This is a genomic window from Jiangella mangrovi, from assembly GCF_014204975.1.
Classification (GTDB): domain Bacteria; phylum Actinomycetota; class Actinomycetes; order Jiangellales; family Jiangellaceae; genus Jiangella; species Jiangella mangrovi.
Genome location: NZ_JACHMM010000001.1, coordinates 5,155,106 through 5,176,474 on the forward strand (window position 1 = coordinate 5,155,106; position 21,369 = coordinate 5,176,474).

The 21,369-nt window shown below is 74.2% G+C and carries 18 protein-coding genes; 13 read left to right on the forward strand and 5 right to left on the reverse strand.

All coding sequences use genetic code 11. From position 1 onward, the window contains the following. Window positions 1–22: 22 nt before the first annotated feature. Window positions 23–1,528 (forward strand): family 20 glycosylhydrolase, encoded by a 1,506-nt coding sequence (locus tag HD601_RS23870; RefSeq protein WP_221441250.1) that lies wholly within the window; start codon window positions 23–25, stop codon window positions 1,526–1,528. 10 nt (window positions 1,529–1,538) lie between these two features. Further along, window positions 1,539–2,366: an SDR family oxidoreductase gene (locus HD601_RS23875; RefSeq protein ID WP_184826119.1), complete on the forward strand. Its 828-nt coding sequence runs from the start codon at window positions 1,539–1,541 to the stop codon at window positions 2,364–2,366. 5 nt (window positions 2,367–2,371) lie between these two features. On the opposite strand, the gene HD601_RS23880 is transcribed toward HD601_RS23875, so the two are convergent. Continuing rightward, a complete protein-coding gene (locus tag HD601_RS23880; RefSeq protein WP_184826121.1) occupies window positions 2,372–3,019 on the reverse strand; it encodes a hypothetical protein in 648 nt (215 codons plus the stop codon). A gap of 131 nt (window positions 3,020–3,150) precedes the next feature. Here HD601_RS23880 and HD601_RS23885 point away from each other — a divergent pair, with 131 nt between their 5' ends. The 9 genes from HD601_RS23885 (at window position 3,151) to HD601_RS23930 (ending at window position 12,525) form a co-directional block, all read left to right on the forward strand. Further along, entirely contained in the window at window positions 3,151–6,510 is a 3,360-nt protein-coding gene (locus HD601_RS23885; protein ID WP_221441251.1) for a winged helix-turn-helix domain-containing protein, read from the forward strand. 36 nt (window positions 6,511–6,546) lie between these two features. Next, window positions 6,547–7,344 (forward strand): GNAT family N-acetyltransferase, encoded by a 798-nt coding sequence (locus HD601_RS23895; RefSeq protein ID WP_184826125.1) that lies wholly within the window; start codon window positions 6,547–6,549, stop codon window positions 7,342–7,344. After that, window positions 7,341–7,676 carry a YciI family protein gene (locus tag HD601_RS23900; protein ID WP_184826127.1) on the forward strand — a complete coding sequence of 112 codons (336 nt, stop codon included), beginning with the start codon at window positions 7,341–7,343 and terminating at the stop codon, window positions 7,674–7,676. Before HD601_RS23895 ends, HD601_RS23900 begins: the two co-directional genes overlap by 4 nt. Beyond that, complete coding sequence (locus HD601_RS23905) at window positions 7,673–8,932, forward strand: RNA polymerase sigma factor (protein ID WP_184826129.1); 1,260 nt, start codon at window positions 7,673–7,675, stop codon at window positions 8,930–8,932. The genes HD601_RS23900 and HD601_RS23905 overlap by 4 nt, the downstream gene beginning before the upstream one ends. 209 nt (window positions 8,933–9,141) lie before the next feature. Next, a complete protein-coding gene (locus tag HD601_RS23910) occupies window positions 9,142–10,560 on the forward strand; it encodes an MFS transporter (protein ID WP_184826131.1) in 1,419 nt (472 codons plus the stop codon). 12 nt (window positions 10,561–10,572) lie between these two features. Then, complete coding sequence (locus HD601_RS23915) at window positions 10,573–11,307, forward strand: DUF899 family protein (RefSeq protein ID WP_184826133.1); 735 nt, start codon at window positions 10,573–10,575, stop codon at window positions 11,305–11,307. Window positions 11,308–11,363: 56 nt separating this feature from the next. Beyond that, on the forward strand, window positions 11,364–11,714 hold the full coding sequence (locus tag HD601_RS35015) for a metalloregulator ArsR/SmtB family transcription factor (RefSeq protein WP_221441252.1): 351 nt from the start codon (window positions 11,364–11,366) through the stop codon (window positions 11,712–11,714). After that, the gene (locus HD601_RS23925; protein WP_184826137.1) at window positions 11,711–12,178 is read left to right on the forward strand and encodes an SRPBCC family protein; all 468 of its coding nucleotides are present in this window, start codon (window positions 11,711–11,713) and stop codon (window positions 12,176–12,178) included. The genes HD601_RS35015 and HD601_RS23925 overlap by 4 nt, the downstream gene beginning before the upstream one ends. Further along, complete coding sequence (locus HD601_RS23930; protein ID WP_184826139.1) at window positions 12,175–12,525, forward strand: nuclear transport factor 2 family protein; 351 nt, start codon at window positions 12,175–12,177, stop codon at window positions 12,523–12,525. The genes HD601_RS23925 and HD601_RS23930 overlap by 4 nt, the downstream gene beginning before the upstream one ends. Here HD601_RS23930 and HD601_RS23935 read toward each other — a convergent pair. Then, the gene (locus HD601_RS23935) at window positions 12,504–13,277 is read right to left on the reverse strand and encodes an SDR family oxidoreductase (RefSeq protein ID WP_184826142.1); all 774 of its coding nucleotides are present in this window, start codon (window positions 13,275–13,277) and stop codon (window positions 12,504–12,506) included. The genes HD601_RS23930 and HD601_RS23935 overlap by 22 nt on opposite strands. Before the next feature lie 85 nt (window positions 13,278–13,362). On the opposite strand from HD601_RS23935, the gene HD601_RS23940 reads away from it, so the two are divergent. Then, window positions 13,363–14,928: an amidohydrolase family protein gene (locus HD601_RS23940; protein WP_221441253.1), complete on the forward strand. Its 1,566-nt coding sequence runs from the start codon at window positions 13,363–13,365 to the stop codon at window positions 14,926–14,928. Window positions 14,929–14,950: 22 nt separating this feature from the next. On the opposite strand, the gene HD601_RS23945 is transcribed toward HD601_RS23940, so the two are convergent. From HD601_RS23945 to HD601_RS23955, 3 genes are all read right to left on the reverse strand, one after another. Further along, window positions 14,951–15,805 carry a fumarylacetoacetate hydrolase family protein gene (locus HD601_RS23945; protein WP_184826146.1) on the reverse strand — a complete coding sequence of 285 codons (855 nt, stop codon included), beginning with the start codon at window positions 15,803–15,805 and terminating at the stop codon, window positions 14,951–14,953. Window positions 15,806–15,849: 44 nt separating this feature from the next. Further along, on the reverse strand, window positions 15,850–19,224 hold the full coding sequence (locus HD601_RS23950) for a pyruvate carboxylase (protein ID WP_184826148.1): 3,375 nt from the start codon (window positions 19,222–19,224) through the stop codon (window positions 15,850–15,852). A 70-nt stretch (window positions 19,225–19,294) separates the two neighbouring features. Continuing rightward, on the reverse strand, window positions 19,295–19,891 hold the full coding sequence (locus HD601_RS23955) for a gamma carbonic anhydrase family protein (protein WP_184826150.1): 597 nt from the start codon (window positions 19,889–19,891) through the stop codon (window positions 19,295–19,297). Window positions 19,892–20,234: 343 nt separating this feature from the next. Here HD601_RS23955 and HD601_RS23960 point away from each other — a divergent pair, with 343 nt between their 5' ends. After that, window positions 20,235–21,368 (forward strand): hypothetical protein, encoded by a 1,134-nt coding sequence (locus HD601_RS23960; protein WP_184826153.1) that lies wholly within the window; start codon window positions 20,235–20,237, stop codon window positions 21,366–21,368. The last annotated feature ends 1 nt before the right edge of the window (window position 21,369 follow it).

Here is a 21,369-nt window from a genome sequence, read left to right on the forward strand (position 1 = left end):
GCGCCGTGACATCCTGCAGCGCGTGACCGATCTCGTCCCGCTGCCGTTGACCCACGACCCTCGACCCGGCGTGTTCGCCGCTGGACCCGGCCTGGTCATCGGTGCCGACGGCGACGCCCAGCCGGCCGCACGGTTGCTGCACGACGCGGTGCGCGGCGCGGGGGTCGTCCCTGCCGACGACCCCGCCGCCTCCGTCGTCCTGCGGCTGACCGAACCCGTTCTCGGCAGCCCCGAGGGCTACCGGCTCACCGTCGCGCCCGACCGGGTGTTGATCGAGGGCGGCACCCCCGCGGCGCTGGCCCGCGCCGTCCAGACGTTCCGCCAGCTGCTGCTGTCTTCACCCGCACCCGGAAATGCTGTCGGCTGCTGCCTCGTCGAGGACGCGCCCCGCTTCCGCTGGCGCGGCGTCCATCTGGACGTCGCGCGGCACTTCATGCCGGTGTCGTTCGTGCTGAAGCTGATCGACGTCGCGGCGCTGCACCGGCTCAACGTGCTGCACCTGCACCTGACCGACGACCAGGGCTGGCGCCTCGAGGTGCCGTCGCGGCCGCGGCTCACCGAGGTCGGCGCCTGGCGAGCCGAGACCGTCGTCGGCAAGAACACCGGCGAGTACGACGGCACCCCGCACGGCGGCTTCTACACCGTCGACGACCTGCGCGAGATCGTCGCCTACGCCGCCCGGCGGCACGTCACCGTCGTCCCCGAGATCGACCTGCCCGGCCATGTCCAGGCGGCGCTGGCCGCGTACCCGGAGCTCGGCAACACCGGCGAGCCGGTCGAGGTGCGCCGCACCTGGGGCATCTCCGACCACGTGCTGGCGCCCACCGACGAGGCGCTCGGCTTCGCCCGCGAGGTGCTGCGGGCCGTCCTCGACGTCTTCCCGAGCCCGTGGATCCACCTCGGCGGCGACGAGGTCCCGCGCACCGAGTGGCGCGCCAGCCCAGCCGCCGCCGCCCGTGCCGCCGAGCTGGGGCTGGGCTCGGTCGACGAGCTGCAGAGCTGGTTCCTGCGCGCACTCCACGACGACGTGACCGCGGCCGGCCGGCGGGTGGTCGGCTGGGACGAGGTCGTCGACGACGGCGGCATGCCCGCGGACACCGTCGTCATGGCCTGGCGGAACCTCGCGAAGGGCGGCGAGGCGCTCGCGGCCGGCCACGAGGTCGTGCTGGCCCCGTGCGAGGTGACCTACCTCGACTACTACCAGGCCGCCGGCCCGGACGAGCCGCTCGCCGCCGGCCCCGTCGTCACCGTCGACGACGTCGCGGCCTGGGACCCGGTGGCCGGCCTCGACCCCGCACTGCTCGGGCGGGTGCTCGGGGTGCAGGGCCAGCTCTGGACCGAGTACATGCCCACCCCCGACGCCGTCGAGTACCAGGCCTTCCCGCGGCTCGCCGCCCTGGCCGAGGTGGGGTGGACGGCGGCCGCTCGCCGCGACCCCGCGGACCTGCTGCGCCGGCTGCGCGCCCACGAGCGGCGCCTCGACGCCCTCGACGTCCACTACCGGCCGCTCGACGGGCCGCGCGCCTAGGGTGTGAGCCATGGCGGATCCCCTCTTCTCGGTCGCGGACAAGGTCGTCGCCGTCTCCGGCGGGCTCGGGCAGATCGGCGCGGAGTTCGTGCGCGCGTTCCACGAGCGCGACGCCAGGGTGGCGGTCCTCTCCCGCGATGTCGACCCCGAGCGGGCCCGGTCCGTGCTCGGCGACCTCGCGGGCAGTGACCGGCTCGCGCTGGTCCCCGTCGACGTCACTGAGAAGGAGGCCGTCGAGGCGGCGCTGGCGAGCATCGAGGAGCTCTGGGACGTCCCCGACGCGCTGATCAACAATGCCGGTCTCGACACCCAGCCGAGCGCGCCGGCGCAGGCGTCCGGTCCGTTCGAGGACTTCCCCGAGGAGCTCTTCCGGGAGGTCGTCGACGTCGACCTGGTCGGCACGTTCCTCATGACGCAGGCCTTCGGCGCCGCGATGCGCCGGGTCGGCAAGTCCGGTTCCATCGTCAACGTCGGCTCGATCTACGGCCTGGTCTCGCCGGTCCAGGAGATCTACGCCCATCTCGGGGCCGAGACCGGCGTCCCGTTCGTCAAGCCGGTTGCCGCCAGCGCCGCGAAGGCCGGCATCTACAACCTCACCCGCTACTGCGCCACCTACTGGGCGCAGCACGGCATCCGCGTCAACACCCTCACCCCGGCCGGCGTCGCCCGCGACACCCAGGACGCGCAGTTCCAGGCCAACTACACCGCGCGCATCCCCATCGGGCGCATGGCCGAGGCCGACGAGTACAACGGCGCCGCGATCTTCCTGGTCGCCGACGCGTCGCGCTACATGACCGGCGCCAACCTCGTCGTCGACGGCGGCTGGACGGCCTGGTAGCGCCGCTACGCGGCGGGAGCCCGCGCTGCCTGCAGGCTGCGCGTGTACAGCAGGACGGCGACGACGAACAGCAGCAGCCCGATCGGCCCGAAGGGCGGCGGGTGCGCCGAGATCAGGAACGCGCTCACGATGAGCAGGACCGGAACCGAGACCGGCACGGACACGCCGGGCTGTCCTCGCAGCGCGATCCCGGCCGCGACCATCGTCGTGAGCAGCGCGAGGTTCCCGACGGCGACGAAGACGCCGAAGTCGCGGACCAGGATGCTCTCGGTGAAGTCGTTGACGATCTCCTCCCCCGTGGCGCGCTCGTCGGCGGGGAGATCCTCGACGTCCTTCACGAGGATGCCCGTGCCGATGCCCAGCAGCACCTCCCACGCGACGTAGAACAGCGCGAAGACCGGCGCCGCGATCCGGCAGACGGTGGCCGCCCTGCTCTCGATCCCGCGGACGAGCAGGAGGATCGCTCCGGCCATCAGCGGGATGAAGAGCATCATCCCGATGTGGACGACGAGCCAGCGGTCGGCGTGGCCCTGCACGCCGGCGTAGTACTCGTCCTCACCGCCGACGGGGTGGAAGAGCAGGAGCACCGCCCAGGCGAGCGGCACCCCGATCAGGTAGCCGAATTCACCGCGAGAGAACCGGGTCGAGTCCATGACGACCCCCTTGCCTTGACGAGAAGCCGCGACCCTACGGCCGACGCGAGTGCGGGTCACCGGGTCGAAGGTCCCGAGATAGTCCGGCCCATCGTCGGCTGCGGCCGCCGGCGCACTCGTATGCTCCTCGCATGGTCGTCCTGGCCACGAAGCTGCACGTCCCGGCGCCGCGCCGGGCGCTCGTGCCGCGGCCGCGCCTGACGTCGCGGCTCGAGGCGACGGGGCGGGCCGACGGGGCGGGGCGGGCCCGGCTGACGCTGGTCGCGGCGCCGGCGGGCTTCGGGAAGACGACGCTGCTGGGCCAGTGGCTCGCGGCCGCCGGGCCGCGGCTGCGGGTCGCCTGGGTCTCGCTCGACGACGGCGACAACGACCCCGCCCGGTTCCTCGCCCATGTGACGGCGGCGCTCGGCTCGCCGGTCGCGCCCGGACCCGCGGGCACGATCCCCACGGACGCGGTGCTGACCGGTCTGGTCAACGAGATCGACGGGCTGGACGGCGAGACCGTGCTGGTGCTCGACGACTATCACGTGATCGAGGCGGCGGCCGTCCACGACGCGACGGCGTTCCTGGTCGAGCACGCGCCGCCGCGGCTGGGGGTCGCGATCGCGACCCGCGCGGACCCGCCGCTGCCGCTGGCCCGGCTCCGCGTCCGGGACGAGCTCGTCGAGGTGCGCGCGGCCGACCTGCGCTTCACCCCCGACGAGGCCGAGGCGTTCCTCACCGAGGTGATGGCGCTGGACCTGAGCCCGGTCCACGTCACCGCCCTCGGCGAGCGGACGGAGGGCTGGGCCGCCGGGCTGCAGCTGGCCGGGCTCTCGCTGCGCGGCCGGTCCGACGCGGGCGCGTTCGTCGACGCGTTCACCGGCAGCCACCGGTTCGTCCTCGACTACCTCGTCGAGGAGGTCCTGCGCCGCCAGCCCGAAGAGGTCCGGCGGTTCCTCCTCGACACCGCGGTGCTGCGCGGCCTGACGGGGTCGCTGTGCGACGCGCTGACCGGCGGATCCGGCGGGCACCAGATGCTCGAGACGCTCGAGCGGGCCGGTCTGTTCGTCGTCCCGCTCGACGAGCGGCGCGAGTGGTATCGCTACCACCAGCTGTTCGCCGACGCCCTCAGGGCGCGGCTGACCGCCGCGGATCCGGAGCGGGTCGCCGTCCTGCACCGCGCCGCCGGCGCGTGGTGCGCCGAACACGGGCTCCTCGACGACGCCGTGCGGCACGCCCTGGCCGGCGCCGACCCCTCGCGGGCCGCCGACCTGGTCGAGCGAGCCCTGCCCGAGGTCCGCCGGCGACGGCAGGACTGGATGCTGCGCCGCTGGCTCACCGCGATCCCCGACGACGTGGTCAGGCGGCGGCCGGTCCTGAGCGTGAGCGTCGCGTGGACCCGGCTGGTCGACGGCGACCTCGACGGCGTCGAGGCGCGGCTGCTCGACGCCGAGCGGGCACTGGAGACGGGCGGCACGGCCGAGCCGGGCGAGCCGCCCGGCGACCCCGAGGAGCTGCGGACCCTCCCCGCCTCCATCGAGGTCTACCGGGCGTCGGCGGCCCAGGCCCGGGGCGACATCGCGGGCAGCGTGGAGCACGCGCGCCGCGCCCTCGCGCTGGCCGCCCCGGACGACCACGTCGCCCGGGGCGGCGCCGCGGGCTTCCTCGGCCTCGCCGCCTGGGCGAGCGGCGATCTCGTCGACGCCGTCGACACCTTCACGACGGCGGTACACAGCCTGCGTGCGGCCGGCAACCTGACCGACGCCCTCGGCGGGACCGTCGTCCTGGCCGGCCTGCAGGTCGCCCGCGGGCAACCGGGCGAGGCCCGCCGGCTCTACGAACAGGCGCTCGCGACGGCGTCGACGATGGCCGGCCCGGCACCGACGACCATCGGCGACCTGCAGGTCGGGCTCGCCGACGTGCTGCGCGAGCAGGGTGAGCTGACGGCGGCCGAGGAGCACCTGCGGGCGGCCGAGGAGCTCGGCGAGGCCGGCACGCTCATCGAGAACCGGCACCGGTGGTTCCTCGCACTGGCCGGGGTGCGGCGGGCGCAGGGCGACCTCACCGGAGCGGCCGAGCTGATCGACCGGGCGGAGGCCCTCTACCTGCGCGGCTTCGGTCCGCCGGTGCGGCCCATCGCGGCGCAGCGAGCCCGCGTGTGGATCGCCCAGGGCCGGCTCGCCGACGCGCGGGCGTGGGCGCGCGAGCACGAGGTCACGCAGGGCGACGCCGTCACGTACCTGGCCGAGTTCGGGCTGCTCACGCTCGCCCGGCTGCTGCTCGCCGAGGGCCGGACCCACGAGGCCGCCGCCCTGCTCGACCGCGTCCTCGCCCACGCCGAGCCGCGCGGACACGACGAGACGGTGGCCGAGGTGCTCGTGCTGCAGGCCCTGGCCCAGCAGGCTCCCGACCGTCCCGGCGAGGCGCAGGAACGGCTCGCGCTCGCGCTGGCCCGCGCCGTTCCGGCCGGGTACGTGCGGCTGTTCCTCGACGAGGGGCCGCCCATGGTGGAGCTGCTCCGGGCTGCCGCACTCCGGCCGGACTCAGCCGATCACGCGCGGCGGCTGCTCGCCACCGCTCAGGACGACCCAGGCCCCGTCGGCGATCAGGACAGCGACGGCCTGAGCCGGCGGGAGCTCGAGGTCCTCCGTCTGCTCGCCACGAACCTGACCGGGCCCGAAGCACATCTTCACCAAGCTCGGCGTCAACACCCGGCGGGCGGCGGTCGGCCGCGCCGCCGACCTCGGGCTGCTCTGAGCCGGATCACCACGCACCTCACCACATCTGGTGATGTGCGCTCACCACGTCCGTTCCTAGCGTCGAGGGGTCCGCCGGCACCGGCCGGCGAAGGAGCCGAGGAGCACCGTCATGACCGTCACCCCAGCCGCCCTCACCAGGACCGCCGGCCTCTGCGCCGCCGCCTCCGGCCTGATCTACGGCCTCATCCAGTTCATCCACCCCGACGAGACGCTCGAGGTCGTCGGGACCGGCGCCTGGGCGTTCACCTCGTTCCTGACGATGGTGATGGCCGTCCTGGGGCTGGCCGGCCTGACCGGCCTCTACCTCCGGCAGGTGCGCGCGGCCGGCGTCCTCGGCCTCGTCGGGTACCTGTTCCTGGGCGGCTTCTACCTGACGGTGGTCTCCTTCTCGCTCATCGAGGTCCTCGTCCTCCCCGAGCTCACCGACGACGCCCCGCGCTTCGTGACCAGCTTCCTCGGCATCTTCGCCGGCGAGGACACCGGAGACCTGGGCGCCGTGACGGTGGCCAACCCCGTCGCCGCGGTCCTCTACCTCGCCGGCGGCGTCTGCTTCGGCATCGCGTCGTTCCGCGCCCGGATCCTGTCGCGCTGGGCCTCGGTCCTGCTGGCGGCGGGCACGACGGCGGCCCTCGCCGTCCCGCTCCTCCCGCACGCCGCCGCCCGCATGGCCGCTATCCCCGTCGGCGTAGCGCTGATCGGGCTCGGCATCGCGCTGTGGCGGGACCCGCGCCCGGCGGGTGGTGCCGCTGACGCCGTCGCCGCCCGGCCCGATACGCTCGGCGTTCGATGAGCATCTACGAGTTCCGGGTCGACGGCCACGTCGACGAGCACTGGGCCACGCAGCTCGGCGGCCTGCGCCCCGACCACCACGGCGACGGCTCCACGACGCTGACCGGCCCGGTCGCCGACCAGGCCGAGCTGCACGGCCTGCTGGCACGGCTGCGCGACCTCGGCACCACGCTGCTGTCGGTCCGGGCGGTCCCCGAACCGGCGGCGGCGCTGCGGAAGCTCGACTGGCCGGCCCGGACCGAGCGGCTCGTCCTGCGTCCCGGGACGGCGGACGACGCCGACGCCGTCTTCGCCTACCGGCGGCTCGAGCAGGTGGCCCGGTGGATCACCGAGCTCCCCGTCGACGAGGACGTCTTCCGGACCCGGTTCGCCACACCCCAACGGCTGGCCGACACGCTGATCGTCGAGCACGACGGTCGGGTCATCGGCGACCTCATGCTCCGGGTCGAGGACGCCTGGGCCCAGGCCGAGGTCGCCGACGGCGGCCGCGGCGTCCAGGCCGAGCTGGGCTGGGTCTTCGACCCGGCCCAGCAGGGCCACGGCTACGCCACCGAGGCGGTGCGCGAGCTGCTGCGGATCTGCTTCGACGGGCTCGGCCTGCGTCGCGTCAGCGCCCTCTGCTTCGCCGACAACGAGCCGTCGTGGCGGCTCATGGAGCGCGTCGGCATGCGCCGCGAGGAGCACAACGTCCGCGAGTCCCTGCACCGCTCCGGCGAGTGGCTCGACGGCTTCGGCTACGCCCTGCTCGCCGACGAGTGGAAGGCGGCGGCGGGAGTGCAAGACTCAGGCGCATGAGATACATGCTGCTGATCTGCGACGACGAGACCCGGATGCCGAGCCAGGCCGAGATGGCCGCCGATCCCGTCCACCAGGCGTGGGAGGCCGACCTGCAGCGACGCGACGCCGAGCGCCTCGGTGTGCGGCTGCGGCCGGTCGCCGACGCCACGACGGTCCGGGTCCGCGACGGCGAGACGCTCGTCGCCGACGGGCCGTTCGCCGAGACGAAGGACTTCGTCGGCGGCGTCGTCCTGATCGAGTGCGCCGACCTCGACGAGGCCATCGCCATCGCGTCGGGGCACCCGTACGCGCAGTGGGGCAGCGTCGAGATCCGCCCCGTCTGGGAATGACCACGGCCGGCGACACGGCCGACGCCGTCCGGGCCGCCGTCCGGGCCGCCGTCGACGCGGCCTACCGGGACGAGTGGGGCCAAGTGGTCGCGACGATCATCGGCCTGACCCGCGACTGGGACCTGGCCGAGGACTGCGCGCAGGACGCGTTCGCGGCCGCGCTGTCGACCTGGTCCCGGGACGGTGTCCCGAGCCGGCCGGGCGCCTGGCTCACCACGACGGCGCGGAACCGGGCGACCGATCGGCTGCGCCGCGACGCCGCCGGGCGGACGAAGCTGCGCGAGATCGCCGTCCTGGCGCCGGAGCCGGCCGATCCGGCCGCGTCCGCCGTATCGGCCGCCGAGGACATCCCGGACGAGCGGCTGCGGCTGATCTTCACCTGCTGCCACCCGGCGCTGCCGTTCGACGCCAGGGTCGCCCTGACGCTGCGGACGTTGTGCGGCCTGACGACGGCCGAGATCGCCCGCGCGTTCCTCACCGCCGAGACCACCATGGCGCAGCGCCTGGTCCGCGCCAAGCGCAAGATCGCCGAGGCCGGCATCCCGTACCGCGTCCCGCCCGCCGACCTGCTGCCGCGACGGCTGGCCTCCGTCCTCGCCGTCCTGTACCTGATCTTCAACCAGGGCTACGACGAGCAGGACGGGCGCCGGGCGCTCACCGCCGAGGCCATCCACCTCGCCCGCGTCCTCGTCCGGCTGCTCCCCCGCGAGCCGGAGCCGCGCGGCCTGCTGGCGCTGATGCTGCTGACCGAGGCCCGGCGGGCGGCACGCACCGACGACGGCGTCCTCGTCACCCTGGAGCACCAGGACCGCTCCCGGTGGGACCGCGCCCTCATCGACGAGGGCGTCGCCGTCCTCGACGACGCGCTGGCGCTGCGACAGCGCGGGCCCTACCAGCTGCAGGCCGCCATCGCCGCCTGTCACGCCGGCGCCGCCGACGCCGCGAGCACCGACTGGCCGCAGATCGCCGCCCTCTACGCCGAACTGGGCCGGCTCGCGCCGTCTCCGGTGGTCGAGCTGAACCGGGCCGTCGCCGTCGCCATGACCGACGGCATCGCGGCCGGCCTCGCGGTGGTCGACGACCTGGCGGCCGCGGGCGACCTCGACGGCTACCACCTGCTGCCCGCCACCCGCGCCGACCTCCTGCGCCGCGACGGCCGCGTGGCCGAGGCCCGGGCGGCATACGAAGAGGCGCTCCGGCTGGCGCCGTCCGAGGCCGAGCGCCGCTACCTCGCCGGTCGCCTCGACGCCCTCTGACCCGCGGCGGCGGCCCGGCCGCCCGCCCAGCCCGGCGTCGATCATGGAGAAACGGGGCTTCCGAGGGCCCGAGAACCCGACTTTCTCCATGATCGACTTTGTGTCTGGACTGGGGCGACGCAGATCTCTCGAAGTATTTTCGGGCGATGTCGATGTGAGCGGCCTTTCTTCGTCGGTTGGACGACAACCAGCCGAACGAAGGAACGACGATGTCGAACCTCGAGACCCTGCCCCGCACCCCCTCCCCCACCCGTACCGAAGCCACCCGCACCGAGGCCACCACCAGACCCGGGCTCGTCCTGGGGCTGGCCTGCGCCGCCGAGTTGATGGTCGGCATCGATGTCGCCATCGTGAACGTGGCGCTGCCGTCGATCCAGGCCGACCTGGGCGCCGGCCAGAGCGTCCTGCAGTGGGTCGTCGTCGCGTACGGCCTGCTGCTCGGCGGCTTCCTGCTGGTCGGCGGACGCCTGTCCGACCAGCGCGGACGGCGGCGCATCTTCATCACCGGCCTCGCCATCTTCACGGTCGCGTCGCTCATCGCCGGGGCGGCGCAGGACCCCGCCCTGCTGATCGCGGCCCGCGGTCTGCAGGGCTTCGGCGCGGCGCTCATCACCCCCGCCGGGCTGTCGCTGATCGCCGTCACGTTCGCCGAGGGACGGCCCCGTGACCGCGCGCTCGGCCTCTTCGGCGCCGTGGGCGGGGTCGCGGGGTCGGTGGGGGTGGTCGCCAGCGGGCTGCTGACCGCCGGTCCGGGCTGGCGCTGGGCGTTCCTCGTCAACGTCCCCGCGGGCGTGACGATCGTCGTGCTCGCCGCGCTGTTCCTCTCCCCCGACCGGAGCCTCGAGCGCCGCACGCCGCTGGACCTTCCCGGCGCGACCACGGTGACCGGCGGCCTGCTGCTGTTCGTCTACGCCCTGCACCACGGCGCCGGCCACGGCTGGGCCACCGCGCCGACCCTCGGGCTGTTCGCCGCGGCCGCCGCGCTCCTGGTCGCGTTCGTCCGGATCGAGGCCCGCTCGGCCCGCCCGCTGGTGCCGCCGTCGACGGTGCGCAACCGCAACCTCGTCGTCGCCAATGTCACGGGGTTCCTCGCGTTCGGCGCGCTCCTCGCGTTCATCTTCATCGGCTCGCTGCTCATGCAGCAGGTGCTGGGCTACTCGCCGATCGAGACCGGCCTGGCCTGGCTGGCGACGACGGTCACCATCGTCGGGGCCGCCATCGTCGGCGCCAGGCTCGTCGCCCGGGCCGGGGTGCGCTGGGTGCTGGTCGCCGGTCTCGCGCTGCTCGCGGTCGGCGCCCTGTGGCTGACCCGGGTGCCCGCGGCCGCCGACTACGTCACGGACGTGCTGCCGGCCTTCCTGCTGGCCGGACTCGGGTTCGGGCTCTGCGGCCCGGCCCTGCAGATCGGCGCTCTGTCCGGCGTCTCGCGGTCCGAGGCGGGGCTGGCGTCCGGGCTCGTCGAGACCATGCGCGAGGTGGGCGGCGCCGCCGGTGTCGCCGCCGTGTCGACGGTGCTCGTGGCCGGCTCCGGTCTCGACGGCTTCCGCGCCGCGTTCGCCTGCATCGCCGTCCTCACCATCGTCGGCGTCGTCACCGCCGCCGCCGGCTTCACCCGCACCCCCAAGTGAAAGGAGCACGTCATGAACACCCCGCACACCGCACGGCCCGTGGTCGCCGACCGCGCCACCTTCGAGGCCGAGATCGACCAGCTCAGGGTCCGCGAGAAGGAGCACACCCGCGCGGGCGACGCGATCGCCGCCGCCCGGCGCCGGCTCCCCATGGTCGAGGTCGACGCCGGCCTCGAGCTGACCGGCCCCGACGGCCCGGTCACCCTGCTCGAGGCGTTCGAGGGCCGCAGCCAGCTCGTCGCGTACTACTTCATGTGGTACCCCGGCGATCCCGCCTCCGGGCAGTGCGAGGGCTGCACCTGGTGCGCCGGCCACGTCCTCGAGCTGTCCTACCTGCACTCGCGCGACATCACCTTCGCCGTCGTGGCGCAGGGCCCGTACGCCGAGAGCCGCCGCTACCACGACTTCATGGACTGGCCGATGCCGTGGTACGCGGCGGAGGGCGCCACGCTCGACACCCTGCTGGTCGGCCGGCACGTCGGCATGATGCACCTCGTCTGCTATCTGCGCGACGGCGACCGCGTCTTCGAGACGTACTGGACGACCCAGCGCGGCGTCGAGGTCATGGACAACAGCTACTCGCTCATGGACCTGACGGTGTACGGGCGCCAGGAGCGGCACGAGGACTCGCCGGACGGATGGCCGCAGTCCTGGCCGCTCGGCGACGCCCTCCTGAGCACCGGCGGGCGCCCCACCTCCCACTGGTCGCGGCTGCGGGCCGGGCGCTCCGACGACCTCGGGACGTAGGCGCTTCTGCAACAGAATGTTTGCACAAGGGATTCGTTGCGGATAGTGTCATCTCCGTGACGCAGACCCTCGACGCCGACGGCGACCTCGACGCCGTCTTCGCCGCCCTGGGCGACCGGACTCGCATGGCGATCATCAGCCGGCTCGCCCAGGGCGAGGCGACCGTCGGCGAGCTCGCCGAACCGTTCGCCCTCACCCACCAGGCGGTCTCCCGCCACGTCGGCATCCTCCGGCGGTGCGGCCTCATCCACCAGCGGGTCGACGGCCAGCGGCGGCCCTGCCGGCTCGACGCCGAGCGGATGGGCGAGCTGGCCGGCTGGATCGGTGAGCAGCAGCGCCAGTGGGAGTCGCGCCTCGACGCCCTCGAGACGCACCTCGCCTCGGTGAGGGCGGACCGGCAGCGATGACGGGGCACGTGCGACTCGACGGCGACCAGCTGATCGCGACCCGCCACCTCGACGCCGAGCCGGCCCTGGTGTGGGAGATGTTCACCACGCCCGCGCACCTGGCCGCGTTCTGGGGCGGTGCCCACGCCACCGTCGCGCCGGACTCCGTCGCCGTCGACCTCCGCGTCGGCGGGACGTTCTCGCTGCAGACTTGGGGGCCCGACGGCGGCAGCCGGCAGCTGAGCTTCCGGTACGAGGTCGTGGACCCGCCGGCACGCCTGGTGCTCGCCGAGCCGTACACCGGGATCACCACCGACATCCGGCTCGAGCCCACCGGCGACGGCACCACGCTCGTCGTCCACCAGCGGCGGCTGCCGCCCGAGCTGCGGACCGAACAGGCCCGCACCGGCCTGGCCGGCATCCTCGACCGGCTCGAGGCCGTCCTCACCGCGCGCACCAGCACCCCACGGAAAGGCACTCCATGAGCACCCGAGAGCAGACCGTCCACCGGTACATGGACGGCTTCCGGCAGAGCGACCACGCCGCGATCCTCGCCTGCCTCACCGACGACGTCGTCTGGCACATCCACGGCGTGCGCAGCACGCAGGGCAAGGCCGAGTTCGACGACGAGATCGAGAACCCGGCCTTCGAGGGCAGTCCCGAGCTGACCGTCGAGCGGACCGTCGGCGCCGGTGACGTCGTCGTCGTGACGGGCACCGGCGCCGGGCGGCACCGCGAGCACGGGCCGTTCCGGTTCGCCTACAGCGACCTGTTCACGTTCCGCGGCGACCTGATCGCCCAGGTCGACTCCTACGTCGTCCCCGTGGCCTGACTGCCGTCTGCGGTCGCCAGCCACTCGGCGAAGGACGGACCGGCGACGACGGCGTCAGGGCCCGGCAGGATCCGGCCCGCCTCGTAGAGCAGGCCGTCCGGGTCGTCGGCGGAGGCGCTGACGGCCTCGACGCGGGCCGGGTCGCCGGTTCGGGCGACCAGCGTGGCCGCCAGGTCGGCGGCGTCCTCGACCCGCGGCCCGGCCACCTCCAGCCGGTCCGGCGCGTCGACGGCGGTCGCGTAGGCGGCGAGGGTCTCGGCCACCGCCCGCGCCGCGACCGGCCGGCGCCGGCTGGACTGGACGTAGACGACGTCGCCCTGACGGCCCCACTCCATGACCGGCGGGACGAACTCGTGGAAGAGGTCGGCGCGCAGGATGCGGACCGGCAGCGGACCGTCCAGCCAGGCCTTCTCCTGGTCGAGCTTGGCGGCGCCGTAGCTGGTGGTGAGCTTGTCCACGCCGATGATCGACACCACCACCGCCCGCGGCACCCCGGCCTGCTCGGCCGCACGCTGCAGGTTCGCCGCCGACGCCGTGAAGAACGCCGCCGCCTCGTCCCTGACCGGCGACGGCCCGGTGGCGGCGTCGATCAGGCAGTCCGCTCCCGCCAGCGCCTCGGCGAGCCCTTCGCCCGTGACGACGTCGACGCCGGTCGTCCGCGACATGGGCACCGCCTCGTGACCCGCCTCCGTCAGGACGTCCACCACGTGCCGGCCCAGGCGGCCGGTTCCCCCGGCTACCGCGATCCTCATGCTTCCTCCTGTCGATCGGTTCCTCCCCTCTGACGAACGACGGCGGCGGAGTGTGAGGTCGCGCAGCGTCCTAGGCTGGGTCCTCGTGCGCTCCTCCGACCAGGTCGTCCTCGTCACCGGCGGCTTCGTCGCCGACGGCAGCGGGCGCGAGCCGTACCGCGCGGACGTCGTCGTGCGGTCCGGCCGGATCGCCGCCGTCGTCGCCCCTGGGGCCGCCGGGGACACGACCGACGCCGAGGTGGTCGACTGCACCGGCCGGCTGGTCCTCCCCGGCTTCGTCGACGTCCACTCGCACGCCGACGGCGCCGTGTTCGCGCCGGACGTCCAGTTCGCGCTCCTGCGCCAGGGCGTCACCACCGTCGTCGCCGGTCAGGACGGCGTCTCCTACGCACCCGGCGACGGCGCCTACGCCACGGAGTACTTCGGCGGGCTGCTCGGCCGGCACCCGCACTACCGAGGCGGTGGGGTCGGCGCGCTGCTGGCCGGCTACGACGGGCGGGTCCCGGTCCGCGTCGCCTCCCTCGTGCCGCACGGCACCGTCCGCGCCGAGGTGCTCGGCCGCGCCGACCGAGCCCCGACCCCGGCCGAGCTCGCGGCCATGGCCGACCTGGTCGCCACCGGCCTGGCCGAGGGCGCCTGCGGCCTGTCCAGCGGACTGGACTACGTCCCCGGCCGGTTCGCCGGCACCGAGGAGCTGGCGGCGCTGTGCCGCCCGGTCGCCGCGGCCGGCCGGTTGTACGTGACGCACATGCGCGGCGGCTACGAGGACAACGCGGCCGCCGGCGTGGCGGAGGTACGCGAGATCTGCCTGGCCAGCGGCGTGCGCGGGCACATCTCGCACTACCACGGGCCCGGGGCGGCGCTGGTCGCGCTGCTCGACGAGGCCCGGGCCGCCGGGGCGGACCTCACCTTCGACGCCTACCCCTACCGGGCCGGCTGCACGCTGCTGAGCATGCCCGTGCTCCCGCCGGACCTGCTCGACCGGCCGGTGCCGGACATCCTGGCCGTGCTGGGCGACGACGGCGTCCGCGCCCGGCTGCTCGCGAGCCCGGTGAGCCGCGACTGGGCCAGGCGCACCACCGTCGCCCATGCCGGGACCGGCGAGTACGCCTGGGCCGAAGGGCTCACGCTGACCGCGGCGGCCGACCGGCACGGCGGCGACGTGCAGGCGTTCGTCCTGGACCTGCTGATCGGGTCCCGGCTCGAGGCCACCGTCGTCATGCACCTGCCGCCGGGCCGGAGCGTCGACGAGCTCGCGCTGCTGGTCCGCGACGAACGGCACACCGTCGGCAGCGACGGCGTCTACGTCGGCACCCACCCGCACCCGCGCGGCTGGGGCTCGTTCGCCCGGGTCCTCGCCCGGCACGTACGCGACCGCGGCGACCTCACCTGGGGCCAGGCAGCCGTGCACCTGGCCGCCCGCCCCGCGCAACGCTTCGGCCTCGCGACGGTGGGACGGATCGCGCCCGGGCGCCACGCCGACCTCGTCGTGCTCGACCCGGACCGCCTCGACGACCCCGCCGACTACGCGACGCCGCGGACCCCGGCCAGGGGGATCGACGACGTCCTCGTGGCCGGGGTCGGGGTACTGGCCGGCGGCGCGCTGACCGGAGCGTTCCCCGGCGGCGGCCTGCGCGCCGGGGCGAGCTGACCCCGTCGGGCCGCCGGAAGGATCAGGCGTCCTGGAGGGTCTGGCGTTGGTGGCCGAGGCCGTCGATCTCGAGGTCGATGGTGTCGCCGGCGCGCAGGTAGGGCTGGCCGGGCATGCCCATGGCGACCCCGGCGGGGGTGCCGGTGTTGATGAGGTCGCCGGGTTCGAGGACCATGAACTGGCTCAGGTACCAGATGACGTGGTCGATGCCGAAGATGAGGTCGGCGGTGGTGCCGTCCTGGCGTGGTTCGCCGTTCACCCACAACCTGAGGCCGAGTTTGGCGGGGTCGGTGATCTCGTCGGCGGGGACCAGCCAGGGGCCGAGCGGGTTGAACGTCTCGCAGGACTTGCCCTTGTCCCACTGCCCGCCGCGTTCGAGCTGGAACTCCCGCTCGGACACGTCGTGGCTGATCGCGTAGCCGGCGATCACGCCGGCGGCGTCGTCGGGGCTGTCGAGGTAGCGGGCCTGCGCGCCGATGATCACGCCGAGCTCGACCTCCCAGTCGGTCTTCACGCTGCCGCGGGGGACGAGGACGGTGTCGTCGGGGCCGATGACGGTGTTCGGGGCCTTCATGAACACGATCGGCTCGGCCGGGATGGCCGCGCCGGTCTCGGCGGCGTGGTCGCGGTAGTTCAGCCCGATGCACACGACCTTCCCGGGCCGCGCGATCGGCGCGCCTACCCGCACGCCGTCGCCGTCGGGCAGGGCCGGGAGCTCGCCGGCCGCCAGCGCCGCCCGCGCCCGGTTCACGCCGTCGCCGGCCAGGAACGCCCCGTCGATGTCGCTCGTGACCGGGGACAGGTCGTAGAGCACGCCGTCGTCCCCGCGGACGGCCGGGCGCTCCGCACCCCGCTCACCGATGCGCATCAGTTGCATGTCGTGTCTCCTCGAAGGTGTTGGTGCTGGTCAGGAAAACTGGGTCACGCGAGCTCGACCAGCAGGTCGCCGCCGTCGACGCGCTGGACCGGGCCGACGGCGAGCCGCCGGACGGTGCCGCCCTGCGAGGCGGTGATGGCCGCCTCCATCTTCATCGCCTCGATGGTGGCGACAGTGCCGCCGGCCTCGACGGTGTCGCCCTCGGCGACCGTGAGGGTGACGACGCCGGCGAAGGGCGCCGCGACGTGGCGCGGGTTGGCCGGGTCGGCCTTCTCGGCGGGTGCGTGGTCCGAGGCGATCGACCGGTCGCGGATCTGCAGTGGGCGGAGCTGGCCGTTGAGGGTGGCCATGACGGTGCGCACGCCGCGCTCGTCGGCTTCGCCGATGGCCTGCAGCTCGATGAGCAGCCGCACGCCGGGCTCGAGGTCGACGGGGTACTCCTGGTTGGACCGCAGCCCGTAGAAGAACTCGCGGGTCGACAGCACGCTGGTGTCGCCGTAGGCCTCGCGGTGCGCCTGGTGCTCGCGCGCGGGGCCGGGGAACAGCAGCCGGTTCAGCGTGCCGCGGCGGTCGCCGTCCAGGCCGGCGCGGTCGTCGTCGGACAGCTCGGCGGCGGCCGGGGTGTACGGGCGGCCGGCCAGTGCCTTGGTGCGCAACGGCTCGGGCCAGCCGCCGGGCGGGTCGCCGAGCTCGCCGTGCAGGAACCGGACGACCGAGTCGGGGATGTCGTAGGCGTCGGGCGAGGCGGCGAAGTCCTCGGGCGACACCCCGGCGCCGACCAGGTGCAGCGCGAGGTCGCCCACCACCTTCGACGACGGCGTCACCTTGACCAGGCGCCCGAGCAGGCGGTCGGCGGCGGCGTACAGGTCCTCGATCTCCTCGAACCGGTCGCCCAGTCCGAGGGCCACGGCCTGGGTGCGCAGGTTGGACAGCTGCCCGCCGGGGATCTCGTGGTGGTAGACGCGGCCCGTGGGCGAGCTGAGGCCGGCCTCGAACGGCGCGTACAGCCCGCGCACACCCTGCCAGTACGGCTCGAGGTCGCCGACGGCGCGCAGGTCCAGCTCCGTCGGGTGCTCCGACGCCTCCGCGGCCGCGACGATGGCCGACAGCGAGGGCTGCGACGTCGTGCCGGCCATGGACGCGACGGCGCCGTCGACGGCGTCGACCCCGGCCTCGGCGGCGGCGAGGTACGTGGCCAGCTGCCCGCCGGCGGTGTCGTGGGTGTGCAGGTGCACCGGCAGCTCGAACTCGCGGCGCAGCGCCGTCACCAGGCGGGCCGCGGCGGGCGGGCGCAGCAGCCCGGCCATGTCCTTGACGGCCAGCACGTGCGCGCCGGCGGCGACGATCTGCTCAGCCAGCCGCAGGTAGTAGTCCAGCGTGTACAGCGTCTCGCCCGGGTCGGACAGGTCGGCGGTGTAGCACATGGCGACCTCGGCGAGCGCCGTCCCGGTCTCGCGGACGGCGTCGATGGCCGGGCGCATCGGCTCGACGTTGTTGAGCGCGTCGAAGATGCGGAAGACGTCAACACCTGTGGCGGCGGCCTCCTGCACGAAGGCCGTCGTCACCTCGACCGGGTACGGCGTGTAGCCGACGGTGTTGCGCCCGCGCAGCAGCATCTGCAGGCAGACGTTCGGGACCGCCGTGCGCAGAGCGGCCAGCCGCTCCCACGGGTCCTCGGCCAGGAACCGCAGCGCGACGTCGTAGGTGGCGCCGCCCCAGCACTCCAGCGAGAGCAGCTGCGGCAGCGTGTGCGCCACCACCGGCGCGGCCGCGACCAGGTCCTTCGTGCGCACCCGGGTGGCCAGCAGCGACTGGTGCGCGTCGCGGAAGGTCGTGTCGGTGACGTGCAGCGACGGCGACGCGCGCAGCCAGGCGGCGAACCCGTCGGGCCCCAGCTCGTCGAGGCGCTGCTTCGAGCCGGCGGGCGGCGCTCCGCTCGGGACGGCGGGCAGCTTGAGCCGCGGGTCGGGCACCCGGGGCGGCTCGCCGTGCGGGCGGTTCACGGTGATGTCGGCGAGGTAGCTGAGCAGCCGGGTGCCGCGGTCGGCCGACGCCCGGCCCGCGAGCAGGTGCGGGTGCTCGTCGATGAACGACGTCGTGACCCCGCCGGCGCGGAAGTCGGGATCGTCGAGCACGGCCTGCAGGAACGGGATGTTCGTGCGCACGCCGCGGATGCGGAACTCGGCCAGCGCGCGGCGGGCGCGGGCCACGGCGGCGTCGAAGTCGCGACCGCGGCAGGTCAGCTTCACCAGCATGGAGTCGAAGTGCGGGCTGATCTCGCTGCCGGCGTGGGTGGTGCCGCCGTCGAGCCGGATGCCGGAGCCGCCGGGCGAGCGGTAGGCGCTGATGGTGCCGGTGTCGGGGCGGAACCCGTCGGCTGGGTCCTCGGTGGTGATGCGGCATTGCAGCGCCGCGCCGCGCACGGTGACGGTGTCCTGTGCGAGGCCGAGATCGGTCAGGCTCTCCCCCGCCGCGATGCGGAACTGCGACTGCACGAGGTCGACGTCGGTGACCTCCTCGGTCACCGTGTGCTCGACCTGGATGCGCGGGTTCATCTCGATGAAGACGTGCCGGCCCTGGGGGTCGAGCAGGAACTCGACGGTGCCGGCGTTGCGGTAGCCGATGTGCCGGGCGAACCGGACGGCGTCGGCGCAGATCTGGTCCCGCACGGCCGGGTCGAGGTTGGGCGCCGGCGCCAGCTCGACCACCTTCTGGTGCCGGCGCTGCACCGAGCAGTCGCGCTCGAACAGGTGGATGACGTCGCCCCGCCCGTCGGCGAGGATCTGCACCTCGATGTGCCGCGGGCTCACCACGGCCTGCTCGAGGAAGAGCGTGCGGTCGCCGAAGGCCGCCTCGGCCTCGCGCGCCGCGGTGTCGAGCGCCTCGGGCAGCTGCGTGGCGTCGGCCACCTGGCGCATGCCCCGGCCGCCGCCGCCGGCGACGGCCTTGACGAACACCGGGAAGCCGATGTCCCGGGCGGCGGCCAGCAGCTCCTCGGGGTCGGCCGACGGCGCCGACGAGCGCAGCACCGGCACGCCGGCCTCGCGCGCCGCGGCGACGGCGTGCGCCTTGTTGCCCGTCAGCCTCAGGATGTCCGCGGGCGGGCCGATGAACGTGATGCCGGCCTCGGCGCAGGCCTCGGCCAGGCCGGCGTTCTCAGACAGGAACCCGTAGCCGGGGTAGACCGCGTCGGCACCGGACTCCGTCGCCGCCCGGACGATCTCGCCCACCGACAGGTAGGCCCGCACGGGGTGACCCGGCTCGCCGATCTCATACGCCTCGTCGGCCTTGAGCCGGTGCAGCGAGTTGCGATCCTCGTGCGGGAACACCGCCACGGTGCGCACACCGAGCTCATAGGCGGCGCGGAACGCGCGGATCGCGATCTCACCACGATTGGCGACCAGGACTTTCCGGATCATGGTGCCGCTCCTTCAAATTATTGGAAGAGCAATCAAAGAAACGGAACGATGGGCAGCAGTATAGCGACGCTCACTCGAGGACCGTGTCGCCGGTGTGCCGCCCGAACACCTCGCCGTACGCGGCGGCGATCCGGCCCATGGTGAGTTCCTCGCGCGGCACGCCGAACACCGTGCCGGGGAAATCCAGCGCCTTCAGCTTGGGCCAGTACTCGTCGTGGGCGCTCGGCGGGAACAGCTCCGCCGGGTCGCCGACCGCGATCCACCCGATCGGCACCGTCGCGCCGGCCGGCACCCGGGTGTTCACGTGCACGACGGCGTTGATGCGCACCTCCGCGCCGCTCTCGATCCTGGCCCCGGGAAAGACCGACACCCCGGTGGCGAGGAACACGTCATCGTCGACGGTGGCGCCGTTGAGGTGCGAGTGCGGGCCCACCAGCACGTTCTCTCCCAGGGTGAGAGGATGCCCGGCCCGGCCGCGCAGCACCGCGTTCTCCATGACGACGCAGTTGGCGGCCAGGCGCACCGGTCCCCCGTCGGCCGTCAGCACCGCACCGAACAGGATCCGGCACCCCGGGCCTATGTGAACGTCGCCGGACAGGACGGCCATCGGCGCGACGTACGCGGACGGGTCCACCTCCGGCCGGATGCCGTCGTGCTCGATCAACATGGGCGGGCGCCTCCCGGTGTCGACGACTCCACACGCTAAGTGCTCGCGCCCGGCCACGCCAAGGCGCGGAGTTGCTCTTGTGGGTGCCGCGTCCTCGATGGCAGCGACCCGTCGACAGTCCACGATGTGGGATTTGCTGGCGCTCTGGGCCGCCCACCACGATTACCCGAGCCTCAACACGCCTGCAATCGTGTCGAGGCTCGGGTAATCGTGGTGATGTAGCGGATCGTTGATGATCATCGCGGTCCACAGCCCACCAAAGCGGGGCGAAACGGGCACGGGAGGGGCGAGGCGAGCCTCACCCGGCGTTGACATGGAACGTCGTTTTACGCATCGTTCGAGCATGGTCCGCATCGGGTCGCGAGTGCACGTGCCGGCGTTCTCGGGGCGGGCCGGGGTCGCCCGCCGCGACATCACGCCGCCGCCCGGGATCCGCACCCGCAACTGGGGCCCGGCGGAGACCGACATCGCCGACGGGGTGCACCGGCCGCTGACGCTGACGGCCCTCGCGGTGTCGGCCGACCCGGGCGACGACGGCGACGCACCCCTCGTCCTCATCGCGGTCGACGGGACCTGGTGGCGGCGGGTCGAGGACGAACGCCGGGTGCGCACCACCGTGCTCGACGGGCTCGAGCTGACAGAGGAAAGACTGCTGATCGCGCTCTCGCACACGCACGCCGGCCCGGTGCTGTGCGCGGGCGACGCCGACCTCGACGGCGGCGCGCTCGTCCCCGCCTACCTGGACCGGCTCGCGGCCGCGGCGGTCGAGGCGGGCCGCGAGGCGATCGGAGCCCTGGCGCCCGCCGTCCTGGAGTGGACGACAGGCCGCTGCGCCCTCGCCGCGGACCGGGAGCTCGACCTCGGCGGCCGCGCCGTCGTGGGGGCCAACCCCGCGGCGGCCGCCGATGACACCGTCGTCGTCGGACGGCTGACCGCGTCGCCATCGGGCCGCATGCTGGCCACCGTCGTCAACTATGCCTGCCATCCGACGACGCTGGCCTGGCAGAACACGCTGGTCTCACCCGACTACGCGGGCGCCATACGCGAGCTGGTCGAGGGCGCCACCGCGGCGCCGTGCCTGTTCCTGCAGGGCGCGTCCGGCGAGCTCGCGCCGGCCGAGCAATACACCGGCGACCCCGCGGTCGCCGACCGGCACGGCCGGGCGCTGGGGCACGCGGTGCTGGGCGCGCTGGCCGGCCTGCCGCCCCCGGGCACCGAGCTGGCGCTGACCGAAACGGTGGAGTCCGGCGCGTCCCTGGCGGTCTGGCGCCCGGCCGCGCGTCCAGAGACGACCACCACCCTCGTCGCCCGCCACTCCGTCACCGACCTGCCGGTCCGGCCGCTGCCCACCCTGGCCGAGCTGGAGCGGCAGTGGGCCGGCATCGACCCGCGCAGCCGGGACGAGCGGCTGCGCCGGGCCCGGCACCTGCGCGACGGCTACCTCGACGGCGGCACCACCGTCGGGCATCCGGTCTGAG